The sequence below is a fragment of the Qaidamihabitans albus genome, assembly GCF_016464705.1.
Classification (GTDB): Bacteria; Actinomycetota; Actinomycetes; order Mycobacteriales; family Pseudonocardiaceae; genus Qaidamihabitans; species Qaidamihabitans albus.
Genome location: NZ_JAEHOB010000012.1, coordinates 173,386 through 198,357 on the forward strand (window position 1 = coordinate 173,386; position 24,972 = coordinate 198,357).

24 protein-coding genes and 1 pseudogene are annotated in these 24,972 nt (G+C 67.5%); 4 read left to right on the forward strand and 21 right to left on the reverse strand.

What is annotated here, in order from left to right; translation table 11 throughout:
- Positions 1–13 precede the first annotated feature (13 nt).
- Both JAP66_RS22360 and JAP66_RS22365 read right to left on the reverse strand, forming a co-directional pair.
- On the reverse strand, positions 14–283 hold the full coding sequence (locus JAP66_RS22360) for a DUF1876 domain-containing protein (RefSeq protein ID WP_199433826.1): 270 nt from the start codon (positions 281–283) through the stop codon (positions 14–16).
- Positions 284–419: 136 nt separating this feature from the next.
- The gene (locus tag JAP66_RS22365) at positions 420–839 is read right to left on the reverse strand and encodes a hypothetical protein (protein WP_199433771.1); all 420 of its coding nucleotides are present in this window, start codon (positions 837–839) and stop codon (positions 420–422) included.
- 526 nt (positions 840–1,365) lie between these two features.
- On the opposite strand from JAP66_RS22365, the pseudogene JAP66_RS33285 reads away from it, so the two are divergent.
- Both JAP66_RS33285 and ppsA read left to right on the forward strand, forming a co-directional pair.
- Positions 1,366–2,093, forward strand: a pseudogene (locus JAP66_RS33285) (hypothetical protein).
- Positions 2,094–2,138: 45 nt separating this feature from the next.
- Positions 2,139–4,361: a phosphoenolpyruvate synthase gene (ppsA, locus tag JAP66_RS22380; RefSeq protein ID WP_199433773.1), complete on the forward strand. Its 2,223-nt coding sequence runs from the start codon at positions 2,139–2,141 to the stop codon at positions 4,359–4,361.
- Here the strand turns inward: ppsA and JAP66_RS22385 are convergent, their stop codons facing one another.
- On the reverse strand, positions 4,362–4,643 hold the full coding sequence (locus tag JAP66_RS22385; RefSeq protein ID WP_199433774.1) for a hypothetical protein: 282 nt from the start codon (positions 4,641–4,643) through the stop codon (positions 4,362–4,364).
- Positions 4,634–4,825: a hypothetical protein gene (locus JAP66_RS22390; RefSeq protein ID WP_199433775.1), complete on the reverse strand. Its 192-nt coding sequence runs from the start codon at positions 4,823–4,825 to the stop codon at positions 4,634–4,636. Before JAP66_RS22390 ends, JAP66_RS22385 begins: the two co-directional genes overlap by 10 nt.
- A 168-nt stretch (positions 4,826–4,993) precedes the next feature.
- Between JAP66_RS22390 and JAP66_RS22395 the strand changes: the two genes are divergently transcribed.
- A complete protein-coding gene (locus tag JAP66_RS22395) occupies positions 4,994–5,146 on the forward strand; it encodes a hypothetical protein (RefSeq protein ID WP_199433776.1) in 153 nt (50 codons plus the stop codon).
- 393 nt (positions 5,147–5,539) lie between these two features.
- Here JAP66_RS22395 and JAP66_RS22400 read toward each other — a convergent pair whose 3' ends face one another.
- From JAP66_RS22400 to JAP66_RS22430, 7 genes are all read right to left on the reverse strand, one after another.
- Complete coding sequence (locus tag JAP66_RS22400; protein WP_199433777.1) at positions 5,540–5,716, reverse strand: hypothetical protein; 177 nt, start codon at positions 5,714–5,716, stop codon at positions 5,540–5,542.
- Between the two features lie 23 nt (positions 5,717–5,739).
- Positions 5,740–6,210: a P-type ATPase actuator domain-containing protein gene (locus tag JAP66_RS33015; RefSeq protein WP_199433778.1), complete on the reverse strand. Its 471-nt coding sequence runs from the start codon at positions 6,208–6,210 to the stop codon at positions 5,740–5,742.
- A 10-nt stretch (positions 6,211–6,220) separates the two neighbouring features.
- On the reverse strand, positions 6,221–6,823 hold the full coding sequence (locus JAP66_RS22410; RefSeq protein ID WP_199433779.1) for a CBS domain-containing protein: 603 nt from the start codon (positions 6,821–6,823) through the stop codon (positions 6,221–6,223).
- 21 nt (positions 6,824–6,844) lie between these two features.
- Positions 6,845–7,456 (reverse strand): Rv1733c family protein, encoded by a 612-nt coding sequence (locus JAP66_RS22415; RefSeq protein WP_199433780.1) that lies wholly within the window; start codon positions 7,454–7,456, stop codon positions 6,845–6,847.
- 680 nt (positions 7,457–8,136) lie between these two features.
- Complete coding sequence (locus JAP66_RS22420) at positions 8,137–8,592, reverse strand: hypothetical protein (protein ID WP_199433781.1); 456 nt, start codon at positions 8,590–8,592, stop codon at positions 8,137–8,139.
- Between the two features lie 9 nt (positions 8,593–8,601).
- Positions 8,602–9,195, reverse strand: a complete 594-nt coding sequence (locus tag JAP66_RS22425; protein WP_199433782.1) for a DNRLRE domain-containing protein — start codon at positions 9,193–9,195, stop codon at positions 8,602–8,604.
- On the reverse strand, positions 9,183–9,815 hold the full coding sequence (locus JAP66_RS22430) for a hypothetical protein (RefSeq protein WP_199433783.1): 633 nt from the start codon (positions 9,813–9,815) through the stop codon (positions 9,183–9,185). Before JAP66_RS22430 ends, JAP66_RS22425 begins: the two co-directional genes overlap by 13 nt.
- A gap of 1,336 nt (positions 9,816–11,151) precedes the next feature.
- Here JAP66_RS22430 and JAP66_RS33290 point away from each other — a divergent pair.
- Positions 11,152–11,484, forward strand: a complete 333-nt coding sequence (locus tag JAP66_RS33290; RefSeq protein WP_199433784.1) for a hypothetical protein — start codon at positions 11,152–11,154, stop codon at positions 11,482–11,484.
- A gap of 257 nt (positions 11,485–11,741) precedes the next feature.
- Here the strand turns inward: JAP66_RS33290 and JAP66_RS22440 are convergent, their stop codons facing one another.
- The 10 genes from JAP66_RS22440 to JAP66_RS22485 form a co-directional block, all read right to left on the reverse strand.
- On the reverse strand, positions 11,742–12,650 hold the full coding sequence (locus JAP66_RS22440; protein ID WP_199433785.1) for a nucleotidyl transferase AbiEii/AbiGii toxin family protein: 909 nt from the start codon (positions 12,648–12,650) through the stop codon (positions 11,742–11,744).
- Complete coding sequence (locus JAP66_RS22445) at positions 12,647–13,228, reverse strand: type IV toxin-antitoxin system AbiEi family antitoxin domain-containing protein (RefSeq protein WP_199433786.1); 582 nt, start codon at positions 13,226–13,228, stop codon at positions 12,647–12,649. Before JAP66_RS22445 ends, JAP66_RS22440 begins: the two co-directional genes overlap by 4 nt.
- A gap of 536 nt (positions 13,229–13,764) precedes the next feature.
- Positions 13,765–15,072 carry an aminotransferase family protein gene (locus JAP66_RS22450; protein WP_199433787.1) on the reverse strand — a complete coding sequence of 436 codons (1,308 nt, stop codon included), beginning with the start codon at positions 15,070–15,072 and terminating at the stop codon, positions 13,765–13,767.
- On the reverse strand, positions 15,069–16,742 hold the full coding sequence (locus JAP66_RS22455; protein WP_199433788.1) for a hydantoinase B/oxoprolinase family protein: 1,674 nt from the start codon (positions 16,740–16,742) through the stop codon (positions 15,069–15,071). The genes JAP66_RS22450 and JAP66_RS22455 overlap by 4 nt, the downstream gene beginning before the upstream one ends.
- Entirely contained in the window at positions 16,739–18,763 is a 2,025-nt protein-coding gene (locus JAP66_RS22460; RefSeq protein WP_199433789.1) for a hydantoinase/oxoprolinase family protein, read from the reverse strand. Before JAP66_RS22460 ends, JAP66_RS22455 begins: the two co-directional genes overlap by 4 nt.
- Positions 18,760–20,238, reverse strand: coding sequence for a sodium:solute symporter family protein (locus JAP66_RS22465; RefSeq protein WP_199433790.1), 1,479 nt, complete (start codon positions 20,236–20,238; stop codon positions 18,760–18,762). Before JAP66_RS22465 ends, JAP66_RS22460 begins: the two co-directional genes overlap by 4 nt.
- A 166-nt stretch (positions 20,239–20,404) precedes the next feature.
- Complete coding sequence (locus JAP66_RS22470) at positions 20,405–21,172, reverse strand: IclR family transcriptional regulator (protein WP_199433791.1); 768 nt, start codon at positions 21,170–21,172, stop codon at positions 20,405–20,407.
- A 200-nt stretch (positions 21,173–21,372) separates the two neighbouring features.
- Entirely contained in the window at positions 21,373–21,702 is a 330-nt protein-coding gene (locus tag JAP66_RS22475) for a hypothetical protein (protein WP_199433792.1), read from the reverse strand.
- Positions 21,703–22,146: 444 nt separating this feature from the next.
- Positions 22,147–23,403, reverse strand: a complete 1,257-nt coding sequence (locus JAP66_RS22480) for an acyl-CoA dehydrogenase family protein (protein ID WP_199433793.1) — start codon at positions 23,401–23,403, stop codon at positions 22,147–22,149.
- Positions 23,400–24,950 (reverse strand): class I adenylate-forming enzyme family protein, encoded by a 1,551-nt coding sequence (locus JAP66_RS22485; protein WP_199433794.1) that lies wholly within the window; start codon positions 24,948–24,950, stop codon positions 23,400–23,402. The genes JAP66_RS22480 and JAP66_RS22485 overlap by 4 nt, the downstream gene beginning before the upstream one ends.
- Positions 24,951–24,972 lie beyond the last annotated feature (22 nt).

Sequence of the window (24,972 nt, forward strand, 5' to 3'; positions counted from 1 at the left end):
GGCACTGTCCTTGTTATTCGGCCAGGCGAGCAGGTAGCTGGGTAACGGCCTCGATATCCGCCGCGGTCGCTTCGATCAGCTGGTGTGAAAGGTCGGCCATCGCCCGTGCGACAGCCAGCTCGTCACCGATCTCCGGAACGTTGAGATCACGCGGGTTCCGGCGCGCATGGCCGATACCGGTGCGCTGTGTACCAGCGCTCGTCCACAGTCTGGCCTCGGCCCTCGTCCGATCGTCGTGCTCGTCGATGTAGATATCGACCTTCCACCGTGTTACGTGGTCCATCATGACCTCCTTGCGTCGTGCCTGGTTTGATGGTCGTGCGTGACGCTCCGGCGGCGAAGGGCCTTTGGTCACGCCGGCTACGAAAACCGCTCGGCGTGCGGAATAACTGCGGCGGCGCATCCGGAAGGTGGCCGCGTTATCCGCCTGCTGTTCGCCTACCACCGACGTCGCGTACCAAAGACACGACACCGGCCACGATGCCGATCGCGGAGCCGGCGATAGCCACGATCAGCACAACACGGACCACCATCGGCCAGTCGAACGAGGAGCCGCCGAAGTCGAACGGGAACAACTGCCAGATCCGCAGCAGACAGGCGAGACCAGTGCCGGTGATCAGCAAGCCGCCCAGCGAGGCGAACCATTGGACGTCGTAGGCCAGGTAAACCAGGTTGACGACGATCCCCGCCGTGATCGAGACGTTCACGAGCCAGAGCACCTGCCCGGTGTCCGCGGTGAGGAACGGCAGGACCTCCCAGCCCGGGCGAACGTTGATCAGAAAGAGCAATGCCGCGCCGATCGATGCGGCGACGACGTAGCCGAATCGTCGAGCGGCCAATGATGGACGATGCTTCCGCGTAACAGCTGTCATGACGTCCTCCAGCGGGGGCTTACGACGCGGTCACCGTAGCTTCGGGACGCTCGTCGGAGTCAGGGAGCGCGCCAACGCTCGCGGAGACGGCTTCCGATGTCGTCGCACGTCCAGCATCGACGGTGTGGCCCCGTCCGGCCAGTGGCCGCTTGTCACCAGGTGAAGGGGCTTTCGACCCTCTCCGCGCGATGAGCATCCGTACGCTGGGCGGCGTAGACGAGTGTGTTGGCTGTGGAGCCGGGCAGCATCCCGCTGACGCCGCCTCGGCCTTGGCTCCCCAAGGACACGAGCAGGGCTGCCTCTGCCTGGCGCGGCAGGTTGTGTACACGCTCGGCGTCAGCGAGATCATCCGAACGCCGGATGCGGTTACCCGGCGATGACGCCGCCCGGTGACCAACGGGGCCCCGCACCGATGACTTTCGGCCCAAGCCACGCATCAGCCACCGCCGAAGACTGGTGAACAGCACCACCCTTCGCGGGTAAGGAGTGAACAATGTCCATTCAAGACAAGGCTCGGCTCAACCGAGCCATGCAGCTGTCCCCGCGCAGCGCCGCGGAGACTTCGCCGGCGCACGGTGCGGTGATGACGACGACAGCGGGCAAGCTGATCGCCGTGTTGCGCATCGCCACCGGACTGGTGTTCCTGTGGGCGTTCCTGGACAAGACGTTCGGCTGGGGTTACGCGACCGCATCGGACAGGGCCTGGATCAACGGCGGCTCCCCCACCGAAGGATTCCTGAGTGGGGTCAATGTCGGACCGTTCTCCGAGACGCTGCGGTCGTGGGCGGGCGCGGGCTGGGCCGACTGGCTGTTCATGATCGGGCTGCTCGCCATCGGCCTCGCCGTGCTAGCGGGTGTCGGCCTGCGCATCGCGGCCGTCACCGGCACCGCGATGATGCTGCTGATGTGGGCCGCGGAATGGCCGCTGGACCNATCGGGCTGCTCGCCATCGGCCTCGCCGTGCTAGCGGGTGTCGGCCTGCGCATCGCGGCCGTCACCGGCACCGCGATGATGCTGCTGATGTGGGCCGCGGAATGGCCGCTGGACCGCTTCGCCGAGAACGGCGAGCCGTCGATGGCGACCAACCCGATCATCGACTACCACATCATCTATGCGCTCGTGCTGATCGCCCTCGCCGCCTGCTACGCCGGCAACACCTGGGGTTTCGGCAGGCAATGGGCGCAGATCCCGGTTGTCGGGCACAACCGCTGGCTGCTCTGACTACACCCGACGACTCTGAGTACACCCGACGATCGGAGGCTCTCCATGCCGAGACATATCGTCCCCCTGCCCGAGCTGACCGCCCGCGACACCGCGCTGGCCGGCGGGAAAGGCGCCAATCTCGGCGAGCTGACCGCTGCGGGCCTTCCGGTACCACCGGGTTTCGTCGTCACCGCGCCCGCCTACCTCGCCTCGATGGAGGCGGCCGGGGTGCGAGGCGAGCTACGGCACGCCGCCACGGAGCCGGCTGGCCCCGCGGTCTCCGAACGGTTGCGCGCACTCGTCCACAAGGCCGGCGTCGCGCCGGCGATCGCGGACGAGGTGCTGGGGGCCTACGCGCGGCTCGGCGAGGATGTCCCGGTCGCGGTGCGATCGTCGGCGACGGCCGAGGACTCCCCGCACGCCTCGTTCGCCGGGATGAACCGCAGCTTCACCAACGTCATAGGCGATGACGCGGTCGTCTCGAGTGTCCTGGCGTGCTGGGAGTCGCTGTTCGCCGAGCGGTCCCTGGCCTACCGCGGCGAGCGGGACGTCACCGGCGAGCCCGCGATCGCTGTCGTGGTCCAGCGCATGGTCGACGCCGAGCGCTCCGGCGTGATCTTCACCGCCGACCCGCCGACCGGTGATCGCGACAAGATCGTCATCGAGGCGGTGCTCGGCCAGGGCGAGGTGCTCGTCAGCGGGTCCGTCGAACCGGACACCTACGTGCTGGACAAGCAGGGGAACCTGCTGGACGCCAGGCAGGGCCGGCAGGCCTACGAGCTGGTGCGGGCCGATCGTGGCGGCGATCGGCGCGTCGAGCTGACCGGCGGCGAACAACCGCCGGTGCTGCGGCCGGAGGAGACCACCGCGCTCGCCCACCTCGCCGTCCGCGTCGAACGCCACTTCGGCGTGCCACAGGACATCGAATGGGCGATGTCGGACAAGGACACCTGGCTGGTGCAGACCCGCCCGATCACGACCCTCACCGAGGAGCGAGCCGACGAGATCGTGCTCAGGGGACTGCCCGCCGCTCCCGGGGTGGCTTCGGGTGCCGTGCGGATCCTTCACTCACCTGGCGACAGCGATCAGCTCCGCCCCGGCGACGTCCTGGTCGCCGAGATGACCGCACCCGACTGGGTACCAGCGATCCGGCGAGCCGCGGCGCTCGTCACCGACCAGGGCGGCATGACCTGCCACGCCGCGATCGTCGCCAGGGAACTCGGCCTTCCGTGTGTCGTCGGTACCCGATCAGCCACCCGCGACCTGCACGAGGGCCGGCTCGTCACCGTCGACGGCGCCGCAGGGACGGTCACCACGGGCGCCACACGCCCCGCCACCACCACACAGCCACAGGCCCCCGCACCGGCTCCGGTGGCCGAGCCGCTCGGCACCCGCCTCTATGTCAACCTCGGGCTACCCGAACAGGCCGAGCGCACGGCCGCGCTCCCCGTCGACGGTGTCGGGCTGCTGCGCGCCGAGTTCATGCTCACCGAGGCGCTCGGCGGGCGGCACCCGCAAGCGTTCCTCGCCGAACCGGGCCCGAAGCCGTTCGTGGAAGCGATGTCCGCGGCGCTGGTTCGCATCGGGACCGCGTTCGCGCCGCGGCCCGTCGTCTACCGCACGATCGACTTCCGCACGAACGAGTTCCGGCGGCTGGCCGGCGGCAAGAACTTCGAGGCCGCCGAGGACAACCCGATGATCGGCTACCGGGGTTGCTACCGCTACGTCGACGACCCCGAACTGTTCCAGCTGGAACTGCGGGCGCTGGCCATCGCGAGGGAGCGCACCCCGAACCTGCACGTCATGCTGCCGTTCGTGCGCACGAAATGGGAGCTCGACGCCTGTCTCGAGCTGATCGACGCGAGTCCACTCGGCCGCCAGCGCGGGCTACACCGGTGGATCATGGCCGAGGTGCCGTCGGTGGTCTACTGGATCGGCGAGTACGCCCACCTGGGCATCGACGGCGTGTCCATCGGCAGCAACGACCTGACCCAGCTCATGCTCGGCGTCGACCGCGACTCCCAGGTTTGCGCACCATTGTTCGACGAGTCCGACCCCGCCGTCCTCGACGCGATCGCCCGCATCGTCAACAGCTGCCACGACACAGGCCTCACCTCATCGCTGTGCGGGCAGGCGCCATCAACGAAGCCGGAGTTCGCCGAACACCTCGTACGGCTCGGCATCACATCGATCTCCGTGAACGCCGACGCCGTCACCGCGGCGCATGCCGCCATCGCCTCGGCGGAACGGCGCGTCATGCTCGACGCGGCCCGGAGCGCTGGGTGATTAGTTCTTGAGGTAGCGCAAATACAGGTCACGCATCGGGACGGAGCGGACGTGAACCCTCGCGACGAGTACCACGCACCCGTCGCCGGTGACGACGAGCGCCTTGAGGTCGAGCTCGGCGACGCCGGGCACGAGGTCGGCGAGCACTCCCACCCGCACCAGAACGTCCTGCACCGAGTCCGCCGGCAGCGTCGCGACTGGGTCGGCCGACGCGCGCAGGCCCTGGATCAACCAGTCCGCGGCGGCCTCGGCGGTGAGCGCCAGCGCCGTCCCTACCGGCACCCGGCGAACGTCGCGCGCAGCTCGTCCGGCACGCCCAGTGCCACCCCGCCGCACACGGGCTCTTGTGCACCAGCCCGTCGGCGGTCGACCGGACCGTACCGGTTCACCAGCCACAACCAGCGAGACAGCGCTGGGTCGAGAGTCGCCTCGACCCGGACCGGATATCGGTTCGCGGTCGTCACGGAAGCCACCTCCTCACAGGGTTGTCCGTATGAGTCGACGATGCGCCACCGTGACTGCCCGCAGGCAGAAACGAAGGTCCCGAAGGCCGTGGCTTCAGGCCCTGCTCGCGTCCCGGCGTGCGGTGCGACTCTGATGGAGCGCACGGACACTCTCCCGACCGCGCCACCATGGACGCGGCACTGTCGCTGGCCGTGCGCGCCCCGTCGATGCGCAACCCGGCGCCCTGGCGATGGACGGTCGACGGCCCGGTCGTGCATCTCCATACCGCCCCGGGCCAGGACGGATCCGATACCGGATGCCGGGACGTGCTGCCGGCGTGAGCCCGAGCAGCACGGCTGTGCTTTCGCCGGTGTTAGTTGGCAGCGTGCAGGCGAGGAATTTACGGAGGTTGTCGAAGCCGCCGCGCCCTTCCTCGACGGCCGACTCGATCGAGGCGAACCGGTCGTCGACGAGCACCATGCCGGCGGCATGCCGGGCGGCGCGGTGCCGCCGCGGCCCACGGCCACCCCGATGTCGGCCTGGCGCAACGCCGGGGGCGTCACGCCGGGGCGTCGTTCACGACGTCTCCGGTCATGGCCACCACGTGCCATTGGGCGCAGCAGCTACCGCACCAGTCGCAAGCTTCTGCTCCGGTGACACCCTGGCGAACAGTGCGGTCTCCCGGACGGCCGCGTCCAGCTGGTCGCCGTCCGGTCGCTCAAGGTCGGCGCCGGTCAGCACGGCGGCCGCCTGATCGCGACGGTCAGCAGGCGGGCGAAGCGGGCGAGCTTGCGGGTCAGCGGCGTGGGCTCCAGTTCGGCGGCGACGAGCCGCTGGATCTCCCCAGCTGGGTGCGCTCCGATGGCGGTCACCGCCAGGCTGCCCGAACCCTTGGTCACGAGCGTGCCCAAGTAGAGCGTATTCGTCCGGTCCGTCAGCGGCGTCGCGAAAGCGATGGCGGCGGACTTGCTCCGGCCACCGACTCGCCGGTCAGCGCGGACTCGTCGACCTCGAGTGTGCATGCGTCGGTGAGCCGGGCGTCGGCGGGCACGCGGTCTCCCGCGGCGACCCTGACCACGTCGCCGGGCACGAGCTGGTCCACGGGAACGCGGCGAGCGATGCCTTCCCGCACGAGCGTCGTCTCCGTGGGGACCATGCGGCCCAGCGCGTCGAGTGCCCGCTGAGCCCGGGACTCCTGGACGTAGCCGACGAGCATGTTGACCAGCACGACACCGGCGATCACACCGGCATCGACGCCCTCACCGAGCAGTGCGGAGATGCCCGCCGCGGCGAGCAGCACGTAGACCAGCGGGTTGTGCAGGTGGCTGAGGAGCCTGCGCAGCGCGTGGAAGTCCAGGCTCCCGCAGCCTGCGGTGCGCGGTGGCGGACCGCAGTGCCGGGCCACCGGCCTTTGTTCACTGCGCGGCCCGGACGCACCGGGCGCGCAGCACTCCGGGCACGCTTTCGGCCAGTACCGTCGCGACGTGGCGGTCGGTCTCGCTGCCGAACCGGTCGGTGATCGTCACCTCGCCACCGGCGACGTCGACGGACCACCGGCCAGGCCCGCCGAAGATCGCGAGCCGATGCCGGATGTCGCGGGCGAGCGCCTCGTCGCTACGGGCCAGTGTGCGGACCAGGTCACGGCGGCTCACGATGCCGACCACCCGATCACCGTCCACAACGGGCAGGCTGCGGAGGTGCTGGTCCAGCATCAGCCGCACCACGTCCACGACGTCGAGCCGCACGCCTACCGCTTCGGCCGGTGCCGTCATCACGTCCCCGACCAGGGCGCCGGCCGCGGGTCGTGCGTCGCCGCCGGCAGGCGACGACCGGGCGTCGCGGGGAAAGCGGTCGCGTACCAGGTCGGCCTCCGTGACGACCCCGAGCAGCCATCCGTCCTCGTCCACCACGGGCAGTGCGGTGAAGCCGCGCGCGGCCAGCGTCTCCGCGGCGGCCTTGACGGGCGTCTGCGGTGTGATGGTCACGACGGGTGTGCTCATGACGTCGCGTGCTCGCATTGTCGTGTTCTCCTCAGTCCCCTAGAAACCGCTGCGCTGGCGGTCGATGTCTTCCCATTCGCGTTCCCATTGGCCGAACCTGCGCCGGTCCAGGGCCCTGCAGGCGAGCCAAAAGCCCATGGCACACATGGCGACCGCGCCCAGCCACAGGGTTGCCGCCACGGCGACGCCCTCCCATGCCGCGGTGGTGGCCGTCCGGGGCGCCAGTACGACGTCACCGTCCTCGTCGAGCCAGATCGGCACTTCGGTGCCGGCGGGCAGTCCGGCTTCGGCTCGGATCGTCCCGGTCCGCCGGGTGCCGTCCGGCAGTCGCCACTCGGCGAGCACCGAGGTCTCGTCTCTGCTCGCGCCACCGTGTGCCGACAGCGGAGTCGCCGGTGCGTCGGCGACGAGCACGGCCAGCGCCTCGTGCCGTTCGCTCGCCTCGGTCGCGGCGACCCTCGACTCGCGGGCATAGGTCTCCGAGCCGAGGGCGGCCGCGAACGGCAACACCATCAGCGGCACCAGGATTACCAGCAGCAACAGGTGGCCCTCCAGGCGGTCCCAGCCCCGCACCAGTGGGTTGCGGCCAGGCCGGATGCGCCAGCCCAGCCGGGCTGCCCACGACGGGCGGCCCGACGTCTCCGCTGCCATTGCCATCGCCTCCTCCGAGCTTGTCCGCAACCCAGCATCGGCGATCTGCCAGGCACGGCAGAGAGCCGTTGGTCCCTCACCGCCGGGGCCAAGGCCCTCGATACTCGACGGGTTTGTGCGCCCGGGCAGCGGGTAGGAACCGGCCGAGGCCATCGACCGGCACATCGCGACCCACTTCGGGCCGGTCGCGTTCGTCCTGCACCAGATCGCCTCGCACCTCGTCGGTGTGCACGTCCACGTGTCAAACCCACCCGGAGCCGCTCTACCACGCGCATCATCTCGGGAATGCGACGGCCCGTGACAGTGCTCCAGGGGACGGGCTCAGCCCGTACGCGGAACCGATGCTGTGCCTGCCGGCCGACTGGCCACCCAGGCGCCCACTGCACGCACCAGGAACACCGCTCGCAGGCGTGGTCATCCCCGATACTCAACGTCCCGCCCGAAACCGAATCATCGACGTCGGCGACGGCACCCGGACCAACCTGCTCGCGCTGATACCACTACATCCTGCCGACTCGAACTCGAGCCATCCAGGGCACCGACGCACTCATCGACACACTCGACCACGGCAGAACCAACGAACTCCTGGACCCGCCCCTTACCCGCACGACCGCGCACTCACACCAATTCAGCCGCATGTATGGCCGCACGACTTGGCGGCTGTCTTTGCCCGAGGGCAATCAGCCGACGGTCAAACGAACTTGAAGATCGTCGAAGTCGGCGTCACCTTGGCCGTCACTGCAGGACACAAGCAAGACATCTCCGGTATCGCCTCTGCGGACCCGCATCGCTGAGTTGCCTAGCCAAGCCTGTGTCACCCCAAGGCCACCGCGCCAGACATTCCAAAATTTCAAAGACGTCCGCGCGCCCGATTTCGTGATACGAACGGCTACCTGGTCGGGCCTGGTATCGCGCCACAACACGAGATCGCGAGATTCGACGTCGTTAACCTTCAACAAGCCGTTATGGATCTTCATTTTAAGACCCTGAACTGGATACTTCTTCGCGGCCAACAAATCGACAGTAATCATGTCTGGAATCCGGTCGAACTCGTAGAGAGCGAGTATCTGTTCTCCATTCCATTCAACAACGGGGCTTTGCGCGGTGGCGAATAGGTCTGACAACGATTCGGTCATTTCAATACCCTAGATGTCTGTATGGATCGCGCTCTGCATGGTCTTGAGGCCATCTCGGCACGAAACCCGTTCCGCCATGTCGACGCGGGACCGGTTCATGACTAAACTCCATCGACTCCGTACCTCCGTGTTCGACGCCCGTACTGTGATCCCGTAGTTGGCCGCGCCATGCGTCCAGCCGTGCACCATGTCCCGACCGACGTTGCCGAGATGCATGCTCACCCAGCGGGAACTACACCCACTGTCGTGTCCGTAAGCGAAGCCCACCCGTCTGATCAAGGCGCCGTAGTTCGGCCCCGGGTACGTCTTCGCGCCACTCACCGACCACGGCTGCGTGACCTTGTGGATGAAGACGTCACGCGGGCTGCAGGAGTACGACCAGGTCTCGTACATCTTCAGATGAGCATCGAGGATGTGGTTGCCGGCCAGCTGCGAGGAGATCGAGTCGAACTTCAGGTACGCGGCTGCCTTGTTCCCGCCTCCGTTGTACGTACCCACGCTCAGGTTCGGATCGCCGGAATTGTCGGCGTTGAACGGCGACTGCACGAACGTAGAACCGTTGGTGTTCTTGGTGACCGTGGGATCAACCTTCACCGGGAACACGCGCTCCGGATCCGCGAGCCAAGCTCGTCCGCGTGCACCCGCAGCACGGGATTCGCCCTGTCGCCAGCGAGCTCGTACGTCACGCCGTACGAACGCACGCTCTCACCAGAGAGCGGATCGACGTTTGAGTCCTCCATGAATCCCGGCGGGATCGTCGCTTGCCCTGTGCCCTCGACTTCCGTGAGCACCACCGAGCCCTCGTCCATCGACGCCGTCAGGCCGCGCAACCGCAGTGGGAACTCCCATTCGGTCGGCGCAGCCACCGACTTCAGGATGATCGTCTCCATGGCTCCGGCAGGTGTCGCCTGGACATGCAGATCCGCCTCGGTACGCACCTCCGGGTAAGTCACCGCATCATCGGACACCTCTCCCACGACCGGGTTCGCCGACGCCAGCCCAAAGCCGAACGACCTCCCACCACCCAGCTCCACCGATACCAACTGCTCCGCATCCGCGACAGCGGCGAAACGCTTAGGCTCGGGCTCCGCTTTCGTCCGCCACGCCCGCCCGTCGGCCACCAGCGAAGAATCAACCCGCTTCCAATCGCCATCCCCGTCACGGAAAAACTGCCGCCCCTGGAACGCCCGCAACGTCCGCGTTCCGTCCGCGTTCGCGAACACCTGCCGGTCAACCGCTCCCTCAGCTGGCAGTTCCCGACTCGTAGCCGAATCGAATCCCTTCACCGCACGCGGCGCTCGGGCTTTGCCGACCGCGACAGACGGCCGCTCAACCGGCGGAACCACCAGCCCCGGAGCCGGACCGCGCTCATCCGGGCCCAACCCGCCCTTGGCCGGAGCAGCATCATGGCGGCCCGCGTCGGTCTTCGCGTTCGTCGTCGCAGCGGACACCGCATGGCCCCGCCCGGCAGCCGAACCCCACCCCTGCTCGGGAATCCTCCCCTGCTGGGCCTGCTCCCCCAAGCCACGGTGTCGCCGCCACCAAACCCGCGGTCACCGCCAGCACCAGCAGCAACGTCAACATCCGAGACGAACCCGATGCGGAACGGCGCACCATGCCCCAACCCACCCAGCACAGAAGCACGAACGCATTGGCACGCTCGCCCGAAAACAAAAGGATGTACTCGCAGCCGGAATGAGGACGGAATTCTAGATCAATCCCGAATGCGCCCGACGCAACGTATCCGTCAACCAAGCGCCACGGTTAGTCCGGTGTTCAAACCGTGACAATACGGACACCACACATAAGTCTTGACTGCCCCTCCCCCAACACACCCAAAGTAGAAGGACAACTCAAGCAAGCCAAGATCGCCAAGGTGCGATAGGCCGAAACGGCAAGACGAGTATCACTCTAACCGCACAACGTAAGAAGCCGACCCTGCTCCTGCCCTCCATACCACCAAATGAGCCGTCAGCCCGGCAGGCACAGAAATCTCACCAGACAAGCAGTCGATAAGACCCGCCAGGATACGAGGTTGGAAACTTGCAGACCGCCCGTTACGGGCGTGTCGTCGCGTCAGATCAACCACAACACCGCCATACAGAGCAACATTTGCCGCAACACTGTCGACTCCTATCGAGCGTTGACCACCCGGTATGCACTGGAGTCGACAGCTCGTTTACTTTCGGCGAAAGTCGGGGTCGGACCCGCACCGTCGGACTCATTGCCGTACCGCAGCCCACGTCGTGCGGGTTCGCCTCCCCTCTGGGGTTGGTGTGCCAGTATCGCGCACCACGGCTCCTCGACTGATTGGTGCCAACGCGGGAATTGACCATCGCAGCCCTCGCCGCAACCACGGTGGCACGGTCCCGCACACGAGGAAGACCCGCGTGGTAAACGTCGACGAGATCTCGACATTGTCGGCTTGCGGGGGGCGTTCGGCCGGCCCGATGGTGATCTCCGTGATGCCGGACTCGAGACCCGGCGTGTGCCTGAACACCACGCCCCTGGTAATCACCGTGCACCTTCTCGAGGTACGCGCGCTGCAGCCCGCCGTAGGTGACATCATCGATCATCATCTGCCCCTGGGACAGCCCGGACTGCAGCAGCACCGGCATGAACGGCGAGCTCGCGATCTCGTTCTGCGGCAGCCACAGCATCGGGCTTGGTAACGGGGCTTGTCAGTCCTGCTTGACGTGCACGAGCTTCGACGCGGGCAACCCGCCGCCCTGGTTGTCGGTCACGAAGAGGTTGTTGCCGGGGCCCCAGCCGATGCCGTGCGGCGTGCGCGGGCCGCCCGCGGTGTACTCGACCTCGCCCGTCCGCCCGTCGACCTTGATGGTGGTGCCGCGGTTGGGCGCGGGCTGCGGGTTGGTCGTCGTGCCGCCATAGTCGATGGCGACCGACAGGTTCAGGTAGAAGTGCCCGCCCCCGGTACAGCAGGCCGAACGCGAACTCGTGGAAGTTCCCGCCGAACGGCCAGGTCGCGACGATCCGTTGCTCGTCGGCGACCTCGTCGCCGTCGGTGTCGCGCAGCTCGGTGAGCTCGTGCTTCTGCGACACGTAGCGAAGCTCGAGTCACTGGAAGGGCCAGTGGCGGAGACCAGGTTGCCGCGGTCGTCGTAGCCGAACGTGTGTGCGTGCGGTGATCATCCTGGTCCCCAGGCTAGCGAGTCTCGCTGCCAGGATTGGCCAGTGACGCCTGACAGGGAGCCGAGTGCCGGGTCAGCGAACCGTATGACGAGGGCGAGAACGTCGGTGAACTGTTCGGGCAGCAGGCGCTCGAGCGCTTGCTTGCGACGCCACGCGGCCCACCGTGACTGCCCAATCCGGCCGTAGCCGTCCAGCACGTCGCTGAGCGGCCGAAGGGACACCCGGCGATGGTCGGCTACCTTGCGCACGGCCTTGTACAACACCTCTGCTGAGACAGCGTGGCCGCTGGCCAACAGGTATATGTCGGCGAAGTCGCGCCAGCGCGTGTTGACGGTGGCCCGTTCCAGGGCGGTGACCAGCTTCTCGGCAAGCACCATCTCTAGCGGGTAGCCGCGCAGCACAATCTCACCGCCCAGCAGCCGAGGAAGGCGGACCTCGGCCGGTTGTGGGTAGATGGGATCACCGATGTTCACATCGACGTGGAACCTCACCACCGCGCTGGCCAGCCGGGCCGTCAAGCTCACGCGGATGCCCGCATACTCGTCCTCGTCACGGATCTGTTCCGCGCTCACGCTCGCCGTGTCGAATTCGATCCCGTCATCGAGCTTGTGCGCGGCGACCGCCGCCACCAAGTCTCGCACGTCCTCGAGCTCACCCGGCAGTCGCCGCGCAGCGATATCCACGTCGGCGGTGGGCCGCCGAATCGCATACGCAGCCAGCAGCACACCACCCTTGAGCACCAGATTCTCTCGCTGCCGACTCACCGCCAAGCGCGCCAGAAACCCTTCCAACACATACAAACGCAGATACTCATCAGTCGCGCGCCCGTCCCCACGTGCTTTCCGGCGCAGCTCCAGATAAGCCTGTCCGGCACGGTCGGCCCGGGTCGGGCGCCGAGTCGTCACAGCAGCACCTCCAGCGCAGAGCGCAGCCGGGGAAGCGCCCGCGGAAACCACGCGCCGATCTCCAGCAACTCGGCCGGCTTTCCACCAGCACGCAACCACCGCCGCAGCGCCTCATTCCCCAGCTCCGGCCCCTGATCTGCTACCAGCCGAAACGCGTCAACGATGCTGCGCTCTCCGCTGTAGAGTCCAATCTGGGTGTGCTCGTCCACCGACATCAACTCCCGACCCACCTCGAACGTCGCCGGAGCGAACCGATGCCAGGCCACCGGAGCCACCACCACCGGCGTACGGCGCCCCCGAGGCACCGCCACATCATGCACCGCCGGAATGGCATCGCTGAGGCCATGGCGCACCAGCGCCGACGTCAAACACAACGTCGCCTGCGGCGCCCGCCGCGCGATCTCGACCAGATCCAGATCAGCAGCAGCCGCGTCCGCCCGCCGAAACAACCCGCGCCCCACCACCTCCAGCACACCCTCATCCCGCCACCGGTACAACCGCCGCTTCGACACCCCCAACGCGCGCGCCTCCCGATAGCTAAACGACACCGGCAGACGATCCAGATCTTCCACACCCACGGGAACAAACGTACACACAACACGTGCTACTGGCAACAAAAGTTCCCGCCAGGGATCGACCCGCGCCTACCCCAAGCCCGGGTGCGCCCCGCCGAGCCAGACACAAACCCAGATCGACACCAGATCGACACCAGCTCGACAAAGTGTCGAATCCCTTGCTATCCGGACGCTATACGCCGAGCAGCTGACAAGAGCCACCAGGTCAACGCCCACGCGAAGAGATATCCTTCGACCAAGGGATTCCTATCCCGCAAAAGGAACTCAGCATGAATCCGCAGTTCGAACACGGATCGGTGGGCCGGGCGGAGCTCGAACCCGCGGCCAAGGGATTATGAGTCGCGCAACCAGCGGCCAACATGGCTTCTACCTGGTTACTTGTCGCTCACCGTTGGGTGCGAAACCACTCCAGAGGCAACGATCGACCGCAGTTCGCACCCAAACTCGCACCCACGAACACTGGGCAGGTGTCCGGGTCAGAGACCAAGCTCACTCCAGCATCGCGGGCGAAAGACAGTCTCTGCTAGTGGGATGGTGCCTCACCGACCAGGACGATCAGCCGAGTGCTCGCGGTCGACTCGGGAGAGTGCCATGTCCAGCTTCTCTATCAACTCGGCCAGCTCGGCCGGCGAGATGATCAAGGGCGGGGCGACGAGGACGCCGTCGCCTGCGCCGTTCCGGGCTCCCTGTACCGCGGGGTAGAGCAGTAGTCCCACGTCGCGGGCAGCGGCGAGCAGCCGTTGCGTGAGCTGGAGTTTGCTTGGCCATGGCTGGCCTGCCTGTACGTCTCCCAGCTCCAATGCCCGCAACAACCCCAACCCACGGCACTGCCAGACGATGCGGTGTCGCTCGGCCAATGACCGCAAACCTGCCTCCAGTTTCCGGCCCATCTCATCCGCGTGCGCGACGAGGCCGCGGCGCTCCATCTCGCGGATCACCGCGACGCCGACGGCCGCAGTGAGCGGGGTGTTGGTGTAGGTATGCCCGAAACTCACGTATCCCCGCTCGGCGAGCACGGCCTCGGTCACCGGCTCGGTGGCCACCACACCCGCCAGCGGCCCGTACCCGCCGCTGATCCCCTTGCCGAACACGAGCAGGTCCGGCACGGCGTTCCAGTACTCGGTCGCGAACCAGCGGCCGGTCCGGCCGAAGCCGCACATCACCTCGTCCGCGATCCACAGCACATCGTGCTCGTCACACCACGACCGCAGCACCTCGTAGTACCGAGGTGGGGGGACGAGCGCGCCGCTGGACGCTCCGCCGACGGGCTCGGTGACGACAGCGGCGACCCGCTGCGGGTCGAGCCCAGCCAGCTCGGCCCGCAACTCCTCGATCGACGGATCGAACGGATCACCTGCGTGCAACCGGGGAAAGCCGTGCAGCAGCGGTTCGACGCCAGCCCGGCGCCGCGCCTGGCCCGTCAGCGACAGCGCGCCGAGCGTCGATCCGTGGTAGCTCAGCGTGCGGGACACGAAATCGACTCGGCCGGCATGCCCGCGCGCGGCCGAGTAGGCCAGCGCGAGGCGGAGCGCGAGCTCGTTCGCCTCCGACCCGCTGCTGCTGAAGATCGACCGGCAAAGCCCGCCGGGCGCGTGCTCCCCGACAAGCTCCGCCAGCTCCACGGCCGGGCGGGAGCGGAAGTGCGTGCGGTGCGCGAAAGCGACTGTTCGGGCCTGCTCGGCCAGCACCTCGGCGATGCGCAAGTCTCCGTGCCCCAGGTTCGCCGCGACGGCGCCGGAGCTGCCGTCCAGGTATCGCGTGCCGTCGGTGGCGTGCAGGTACACGCCGTCACCGCCGGCGACCAGCGGCAGCTCGGTCGCCGAGACTGGGAACAGTCTGCCGGTCACGAAGGCCGCCCCTGGTAATCGCGTGCGACCTCGGCTTCGGTGAGGTATCCACCGCACACGTCCGCGGCTATGTCGGCATCCGGCCGATCGACGGGTGGCCCCCAGCCCCCGCCGCCTGGCGTGCGCAGGCGGACCCGGTCGCCGTGCCGCAGTTCCACGTTCTCCCCTTTGGACCGCATGGGCAGTACGACCTTTTCACCGCCGAGCACGAAGTACGGCTCGGCCACGCTGCCGGGCAACCCACCAGCGACCCCGCGCGGGGCGTTACAAGCCTGGTCTCCCAGCAGCGAGGCGCGGGCGATGCCGCCGGTGAAGGTGAACTCGTAATCCACGCCGAATCCGCCCCGGTACCGACCGGCGCCCGCCGAGCCCTCACGCAGGGCATAACGGTTGAATCGCACCGGGTACCGCTGCTCGGTCACCTCGATCGACTGTGTGCGGGCGCTGGACATCAGGCTGCATCCATTGGAGAGGCCGTCGCCTGCGCGGTTCCCGCCGTACCCTCCGCCGAGGAACACGTACATGACGTACGGATCGCCCACTTCGTCCTGCCCGCCCATGGATAGGTTGTTGATCGTGGCGCAGCTGCCCGCCGGAACTCGCTCGGGCGCGGCCTGTGCCAACGCGCCCATCACCGCCGTGATGATGCGCTGCGAGGTTTCTGCCGCACAGCCGGCCACGGGCCGGGGCACGGCGGCGTTGAGGAACGTGTCCTCGGGGATGACCAGGTTCAGCGGTTCGAACATGCCGCTGTTGAGCGCGATGTCCGGAAAAATGTGCTTGATCGCAACCACCGCCGACGACACGGTGGCGGCTTCGACGCTGTTCATCGGCCCGAGGCACGGTGGCGAGCTGCCGCTGAAGTCGACAGTCATCTCGTCGCCCCGCACGCTCGCCCGCACACGGATCTCCAGCGGCTCGTCGACTAGGCCGTCGTTGTCCATTTCCTCGACGAACTCGTAGTCGCCGTCGGGCAGTTCGGAAAGGTACGAGCGCATCTCGCGCGCCGCCCGCTCTTCCAGCTCGGCCCAGCACTGCTCGATGACCCCAACGCCGTACTCGTCGAGGAGCTCGGCCAACCGCCGCTCCCCCACGCGCAGCGCGGACACTTGTGCGTCGATGTCGCCCTCGATGTCCTCCGGGATGCGGCTGTTGAACTTCAGAATGTCCACGATGTCCTGCCGCAGCACACCACCGGAGACGATGGGAACGGGAGGCAGGCGCAGCCCTTCCTGGTACACATCGGAGGCTTGCGCGGCGAACCCGCCGGGTACTCGCCCACCGAGGTCCGGCCAGTGCCCGGTGTTGGCGAGGAAGCACAGCAGCTTTCCCTCGTGGAAGAACGGCCGCACCATCTTGACATCCATGATGTGTGTTCCGCCGAGGTACGGGTCGTTGAGCAGGTACACATCGCCCTCGGCAGGGCTCTCCACGTGCTCTGCCACAGCGCGTACGGCGAACTGCATGACCCCCACGAAGATCGGCAGCCCGCGCTCTCCCTGGACGATCATGCTGCCGGTTCCCGGCCGGTACACGCCGTTCGCGCGGTCCAACGCGTCGGAGATGACCGGGGAGAACGCCATTCGTTCGAAGACGGTGTCCATCTCGTCCACGAGTTGCTCTAGCCGTCCGCGGACGACCGCGAGGGTGGTTGGGTCGACGGTGGTCACGTGTGCACCTCCACCACGAGCGAGCCGGAGGGGTGTGCGCGCACGCTTGCGCCCGGCGGGATCAGGATCGTCGTGTCCGACTGGTCGACCACGAGCGGACCCTCCCTGGCGCTCTGCTCGGCGATGGCGCCCCGGCCCAGCACCGGTGTGTCGAACGCGCCACCGGTGAACACGACGCGCCGCCGTCCCTCGCGACGGTCGGTGTCGTCCGGCACGGTCAGCGGCGGGGTGTCCCGCCGTGCGGTCACGGTCGTGCGCAGGTTCGCCAGCCGCACCGGCGCCGAACGCGGCATCCCGCCGTAGTGGGCGCGGTAGGCGTCCACGAACGCGGCAGTCAGTCGCTCCTCCGTCCAGCCGTCTGCGCGGTCGCCCAGCTCGACGGGCACCGTGTGCAGTTGCTTCTGGTAGCTCATCTCTGCCCAGTGCGCCACGGTGAGCTCCTCGCCGGCGAGACCTTCCGCGCGCAGCTGCCCCGTGCCGCGCCGCGCGTGCCTGGAGAGCACCTGTTCGACCGTGGCCGCGTCGAGGCGTTCCGCGAGGTCCTCCACGGGGTGCGTGAGGTCGACGCGGGCGTCGGCGACCAGGCAGCCCAGTGCGCTGGCAAGCCCGGGCCTGGGCGGCAGCACGACGTGTGCGCAGCCGATCTCCCTTGCGAGCTCGACGGCGTGCAGCGGCCCGGCTCCACCGAAGCCGACGAGTGCGAACTTGCGGGGGTCGGCGCCTGCGTCGACGGACACGTTGCGGATCGTGCCTGCCATCTTGGCGTTGGCCACCGCAATGATGGACAGCGCGGCCTCCTCTGGCGTCTGGCCCAGCGGCTCACCAACACGCTCACGGATGGCGTGCTCCGCGGCCTTCAAATCCAGGCGCAGCCCCTCCTCAGTGCCCAACGACGCCTCGCTCGGCAGTCGCCCGAGCACCACATTCGCGTCGGTGACCGTGGGTTCTTCGCCGCCGAGGCCGTAGCACGCCGGGCCGGGGTTCGCGCCTGCGCTGCGCGGTCCCACCTGCAGCACCCCGCCCCGGTCCACCGCCGCGATCGAGCCGCCGCCCGCGCCGATGGTGTGGATGTCGATCATGGGCAACTTGAGCGGGATCCCGAAGTCGAGCTGGGTCAGGGTGCTTACCGCGGGCGTGCCGCCGGGAATCAGCGCGACATCGAACGACGTGCCCCCCATATCCGCGGAAATGACGTCCGGGTGACCTGCTGCGGCCGCGATGGCGGCGGCGGCCACGGTTCCGGCCGCGGGCCCCGACAGCGCGGTCCTGGCGGGTTCGCGGATCGCCCTCGACACCGGCATCAACCCACCCGAGGACTGCATCACCTGGACCTCGTGCGAGAAGCCGCCCTCCCGCATCTGCTCGCGCAAGCTACCGAGGTAGTCCCGCATCTTGGGCTGCACGTAGGCGTTCACCGTGACGGTCGACGCACGCTCGAACTCGCCGGCCTCCGCGGCAAGCTCGTGCGACAGCGAGATCGGGACGTGCGGCAGCCGCTCCCGGAGCGCCGCGCCAAGCCGCCGCTCGGGCTCGGCGTTGGCATATGAGTTCAGTAGGCATACGGCAACGGCCTCGAAGCCACGCGCCTCGATCCGCTCGGCGAGCCCATCGATCGCCTCTGGTTCCAGCGGAACCAGCACGGTGCCATCCGCTGCGACCCGCTCGTGGACCTCGAGGCAGTTCGCCCTGGGGGCCAGCGGGCGGTAGTCACTGGTCAGGCCGTAGGTGTGCGGCCGGTCCCTGCGGCGTAGTTCGAGCACGTCACGGAACCCGGCCGTGGTGACCAGCGCGACTGTGGCCCCGCGCCGTTCGAGGATGGCGTTGGTCGCAACCGTCGTCCCGTGCACGAGCGTGTCGAGCTCCGCCAGTGAGGCACCCGCCTCGCGCAACCCGTGCACCAGCCCGTCAGCCTGGTTGACAGTGCTGAGTACCTTCGCGACCGTGATCCGCCCGGTCGTCGTATCGGCGATCGTGACGTCGGTGAAGGTGCCCCCCACATCGACGCCGGCGCTTGCCGTCATGCGGTTTCCTCCGAAGGGGTTGGCGTGGTCGCCGGTTGCGGCGTGCGCAACCGGTCGAATGCGGACGTCGCCGCCGCGTCGGTGGGGGTCGCGAGCGACACCCCGACCAGGAGCAGCGCAGTGCCCAGCAAGGTGGGCAGGATCGGGTCGAACCATTCCGGCGTGAGCCCCGCGCTTTGCGCGACGCGACCGACCACCGCGGACACCGCGCCAAAGATCAACCCGGTCCATGCGGCCTGTCGAGTGGTCCGCCGCCAGTACAGGCTGAACAGGATGAGCACGCCGCCGGAAGCGCCGGCGATCGTGTACGCAATGGTCATCATTTCGGTGATGTAGGTCGGACGCCACAGTCCGAACGGGAGAGCGGCGAGCCCGAGCAGCACGACGACGTACTTGGTGCGGCTCAGCAACTGCCGATCGCTCCAATCCGTACGGCTGACCTTGCGTAGCAGGTCGTGGGTACCCGAGGACGCGGCGGTGAGCAACCACGTGTCCGCCGAAGACAAGATGGCCCCCAGGATGGCGGCGAACAAGATGCCTGCGATGATCGAGGGCGTCTGCTCGACGACGAACCGGACCCACACCGTCTCGGTGTCCGCGACGTTCGGGTAGAGCTTGCGCATCGCCGCCCCGGCGAAACCGATCAACGCCCAGAACGGGAGATATACGGCCGAAACCGCGATCCCGGTCTTGATCACATCGCGCTCGCTACGTGCGGCGTAGAACCGAGTGAGGAAGCCGGGATGGCCGAGGTAACCGAGGAACCACACGAAGAACAGGGCCATCACGTTGAGGACGCTCACCGCCCCGCCCGTCACCCCGAAGAAGCCAGGCTGATCTGCAGAGACCGTGCTGGTGATCTCGCCCCATCCACCTGCGGCACCGATCGTGGTCGGCACGACCACGACCACCGCGATCAGGAACGCGGCCGCCTGCGCAAAGTCCGTGTACAGCACGGCTTTCTGCCCACCGAAGAAGGTGTAGAGGATCACCACGGCAGTGATCACGACCACCGACGTGCCGTAGTTCCAGTTCCACAGCGAACCGAACAGCAGGCCGCCCTGCACCAGCACTGTCGCCAGCAAGAACACCATCCACAGCACCGTGACCCCCGCGAACACCACGCGCAGCCCGGGCGAGTTGAACCGGCCGGCGAAGTACTCGGGGATGGTGAATCGGCCGTACCTGCGCAACCTGGGCCCGACCGCGAAGCAGATCACCAGCCACGAGAACGCCACACCGAGCGGGATCCAGTGCACGGAGAAGCCCATGCGGTAATAGGAACTGATCAGTCCGAAGAACGTCGCACCGGACACCGTGGAGGCGATCAACGAGCCGGTGATCAACCACCACGGCGCCTGCCGCCCCGCGACGAAGAAGTCTGCTGACCCGCTGGTTCTGCGGTAGCCGTGCCAAGCGGACCAGACGACGACGGCGGCGAACACGGCGACGCAGCCCGTGACGACTGTACTCATTGGCGACCACCCCGCTCACGCTTCGTGCGCAGCAGGTAGGCGCCGATGACGAAGGCCAGGGCCATCTGCAGGATCCCGATCAGCAGCAACGGAATCACGTCGGTGAACCAATCCATACGGACACTCCTTGACCGGCCAATGTGGCCTCGCGGGCGGAAAAGCCCGTTCATTTACTTGCGACGCTGGTCGCGAGAATCTTCGACATACGGTCAGCGGTCTCGGTGAGCTCACCCAGCCATTGCGACGGCCGGAATCGGGGGTTCGGCCCGGCGATACTCAATGCGGCAGCTACGCGACCGTGCCGATCCCTGACCCCGGTGGCGATCCCCCGCACCTCGTCGGTGTACTCCTCGTCATTGGTGGCATACCCCTGCCTTCGGACCTCGGCCAGCTGTCGCAACAGCACGGGCTTCCGGCGGGTCGTGTACCTGGTCACCGCAGGCAGGGTCTCGGTGGGGAACAACGCGTCGAGTTCGTCGCGGTCCAGCTCGGCCAGGAAGACCTTGCCGGAACCGCAACTGTGCACGGGCATCCTGGTACCGATCCGGATCTCTGCGCGCAGGATGCTCGCACTCTCGAAACGCTGCACGATGATCGCGTCCCGGCCCCGGTGGATGGCAAGCGAGACCGCCTCACCGGAAAGATCCGCGAGCCGCCGCATCGGTGGCGCCAGCGCGCCCCCGAAGCGAGTGCTCTCCGGCACCGCGGAGCCGATCTCGAAGGCCGCGATGCCCAACCGGTAACTACCCGTGTCCAGCCGTTCCACGAATCCGTGGTCGGCCAGTGTCGCCAGCAGCAAATGCACCGTGCTCTTGCCGAGCTCCAGCCGGGTCGCCAACGCAGACACTCCGAGACCGTCCGGGCTATCGGCAAGCTGAGCGAGCAGGCGGAGCGCGTTGCTTACGCTATTGACTCGACGCGGTGCGTTCGACATAAACGAATGCCTTTCGTTATTGTCGGAAGGTACGCTAGGAGCTGCCCAGGAGCGCCGTCAATGGCAAGGGCGGCACAGAACAGCCACTCGACGAAATGCCGTTCGACATAGCCGACTGCTGTCGGAACCTGCCTGAGATGATCTGGTCGCGGTTCACCGATTCGCGACACAGGTGAGACGGCTGGGACAGAACTGGGCGTTCACTCACGTGCGCATGTACCGGCTGCTGTACCTGGCTCTCGCCCGAGGCTCCATAGGGCCAGCGCGAGGCCGCCGCAGCATACGAGCGCCAGGACAATCAGGCCTCCGTGGGCGCCGACCACGGAGGTGAGGCCGCCGAGCACAGCAGAGCACGCGCTGCCGCACGTGAGGAAGCCGAGGGTCGCGAACCCCGTGACCACACCGCGGATCTTGATCACGGCCAGATCGCTCACGACCGAGAACAGGGAGGGCTGGCCGAGGCTGAAGGCGGCGCTGACCATGGCGACTCCGGCGACCATCGGCACGACCCATCCCACGAACACGCCCAACGCGGACAGTACAGCGCCGCACAGGCCATCCCGGCGGTGATAGCCAGGCTCGCCCCGTTCCCGAACCTGCGGGTCACCCGCTGAGTGATTCGAGGCACGATCACCGTGACCACCGCGCTGAGCACCATCGTGAGCCCGACGAGAGCCGGGCCAGCACTGCCAGCACGATTCCTACCGGCGAAAGCAAATGCAGGAGTTTCTCGGGATTGATGTCCAGAGGCACCGATGTCGCCATTTCGCGTCCCGCATTGTTGTCCTGCGGGACTGCCCAAGTAGCCGTGGAGCACGGTTTACGCGACACGCCGCGCCGAGTGCGATGATCTCGCCGTCGTGGATGCGTCGCCCACCGGGTCACCGTCGCGCAGGGTCGTACAGACCGCCGGCCTCGGGCCTCAAATTCGCACTTGCCATGGCAGGTACTGGCAACTTTCGAACCACGGCGTGCTACTTGCGCTGAGCTGCTGCTCGGCGAGTGGGCACGTGCTCGGTCGGCACCCGGTCCGCTGGCGCGGAGTACTCGCGCAGGACCCGGCGCGCGACGACCTGGCGGTGCACCTCGTCCGGTCCGTCGTAGATGCGCGCCGCCCGCGCGCGCCGGTACATGTCCTCCAACGGCAGGTCGGCCGAGAAGCCGAGCGAGCCGTGCGCCTGCAATGCCCGGTCGATCACGTCATGCAGCACCTTGGCGCCCCAGAACTTGATCGCGCTGATCTGGGTGCGCGCGGCGGCGACACCCTCGTGGTCGATGATCCATGCGGCCTGGAGGGTCAGCAGCCGCAGGGCACCCAGCTCGGTCCACGAGTCGGCGATCCAGTTCTGGACCGTCTGCTTGTCGGCCAGGAGTGAACCATGGCTGTAGCGGTAGAGCGCGCGCTCACACAGCATGTCCAGTGCACGCTGGGCCTGCCCGACCCACCGCATGCAGTGGTGGATGCGGCCGGGACCAAGCCTGCTCTGCGCGATCGCGAAGCCGGCGCCACGCTCGCCGAGCATCGCCGTGCCCGGCACGCGGACACCGGCCAGCGACACCTCCGCGTGATTGTCGAGCCGCCGGGGCCGCGGGCAGGGGTCCTCCATCGACCCGAGATCGCGCTCGACGATAAGCCCGGGTGTCCCCGCGGGTACCAGGAACTGGGTGGCCCGCCGGCGGGATTCCGCATCGGGGTCCGTCACGGCCATGACGATGAAGAAGTCGGCGATGGAGGCATTGGTGATGAACCACTTGCTCCCGTCCAGCACCCAGTCCTCGCCGTCTCGGACCGCGGTCGTACGCAGCAGGGTGGGATCGGCACCCGCCTCCGGTTCGGTCATCGCATAGGCGGAGCGGATCTTCCCCTCGAGAAGAGGGTAGAGAAATTGCTCTCGCTGCGCCGCCGTACCGAACCTGGCGATGATCTCGCTGTTACCCGAGTCCGGAGCCTGGTTGCCGAACACGGGCGGCCCGAACCGTGACCGCCCGATGATCTCGTGCATGAGCCCGAGCTTGACCTGACCGAAGCCGCGTCCGCCTAGTTCAGGGTCGAGATGCGCGGCCCACAGGCCGCGGCGCTTCACCTCCTCCTGCAGCGGCGCCAGTGCACGCAGAAGCCCTTCGTCGTCGAGGTCGAGGGTCTCCAGCGGGTAGACCCACTCCTCGACGAACCGGCGCATCCAGGACAGCTCGCGCGCGAACTCGGCATCCGTGGCGAAGTCCCAACTCATGCGCTCATCCTCTCCCGTACCTTGAACTTCTGGACCTTCCCCGACGTCGTCCGCGGCAGCGGATCCCGAGTGAAGCTGTATTTCCGGGGGATCTTGTAGTTGGCCAGGTTCTCCCTGAGATAACCCACCAGCTCCTCCTCGTCCAGCGCGGCTTCGGGGGCGAGCACCACGAGCGCGTCTCCCACCTCGCCCCAGCGCGGGTCCTCGACCCCGACGACCGCTGCCTCCAGCACAGCCGGGTGCTGAGCGATAACCCGCTCGACCTCGGCGGGATACACGTTGAGCCCACCCGTGATGATCATGTCCTTGGACCTGCCCGAGATGTAGACGAAGCCCTCGTCGTCCACCTGAGCAAGATCTCCGGTGTGTAGCCAGCCGTCGACGAGCGTGCTCGCCGTCGCCTCCGGCCTCCCGTAGTAGCCGAGCATGGTGGCCGGCGAGCGGCAGATGATCTCGCCGACGGCACCCACCGGGGTGTCCTGTCCCTTCTCGTCGACGATGCGAATCTCGGCCGCGCTGCACGCCCTCCCGGCCGAGCCGATCTTACGCTCGGCGTTCGGACCGTCGAGGTAGAGCATCATGGTGGGGAACTCGCTCATGCCGTAGCACTGCAGCAATGCGCACGTAGGAAGCTTGCGGCGGGCGTCCTGGATGGCGGTGATCGGTACTGGTTCCCCGCCACTGCAGATGATGCGCAGCGACGAGAGATCGAATCGGTCGAACGCCGGATCCGCCAGCACCCGTTTGAGCACCGTAGGCACCAGCAGTGCCGAGGTGATCCGCTCCCGTTCCACAGTGGAGAAGAAGCGCTCCGGCTCGAAGCCGGTGCTCGGACTGAGTACCACCCGGCCGCCCATCCACAGCGTGGCCAGTGCGATGTCGTGGAATCCTGCCGCCCAGCACAGCGCCGGCACCACCAGGAACACCTCGTCGGAAGTGATGCCGTAGTCGACGACCTGGTGAAATGAGTTCCACAGCACGGTCGCGTGGGAATGCATGGCACCTTTGGGAACGCCGGTGGTGCCCGAGGTGTACTGCAACAGGAAGAGGTCGTCCGCACGGATGGCCGAAGTGGGTGCGGCCGCCGTACGCCCGGACTCCATCAACTCCGCGTAGTCGAGTACCCCGCCCTCGGACTTCCCGGTGGCGACACCGACGTAGCGGCGATCGCTCGCGCCGTCACCGGCGAAGGGCACGATCGAGCGTAACCCTTCCTCGAACACCAGCCAGGAGGCACCGCAGTCGTCCAGGATGAACTCGACCTCCTGGCGCTTGAGCAGGTAGTTCACCGGCACGACCACACCACCGAGCTTCGCGACCGCGAAGAAGATTTCCGGCCATTCGACCCGGTTGTACATGAGCACACCGACGCGTTCGCCCTTGACGAATCCCTCGGCCGCGAGGGCGGCCGCCAACCGGTCCGAGCGTTCATCGAGTTCGTCGTAGGTCAGCCGGGTGTCCCCGCAGACGACTGCGACCCGGTTCTCGTTGACGCGATGGGCAGTGCGCGGTTTGCGGAGCAGCTCGGCCACCGTATAGCTGTCCATGATGTTCCCTTCGGGCGGAGGT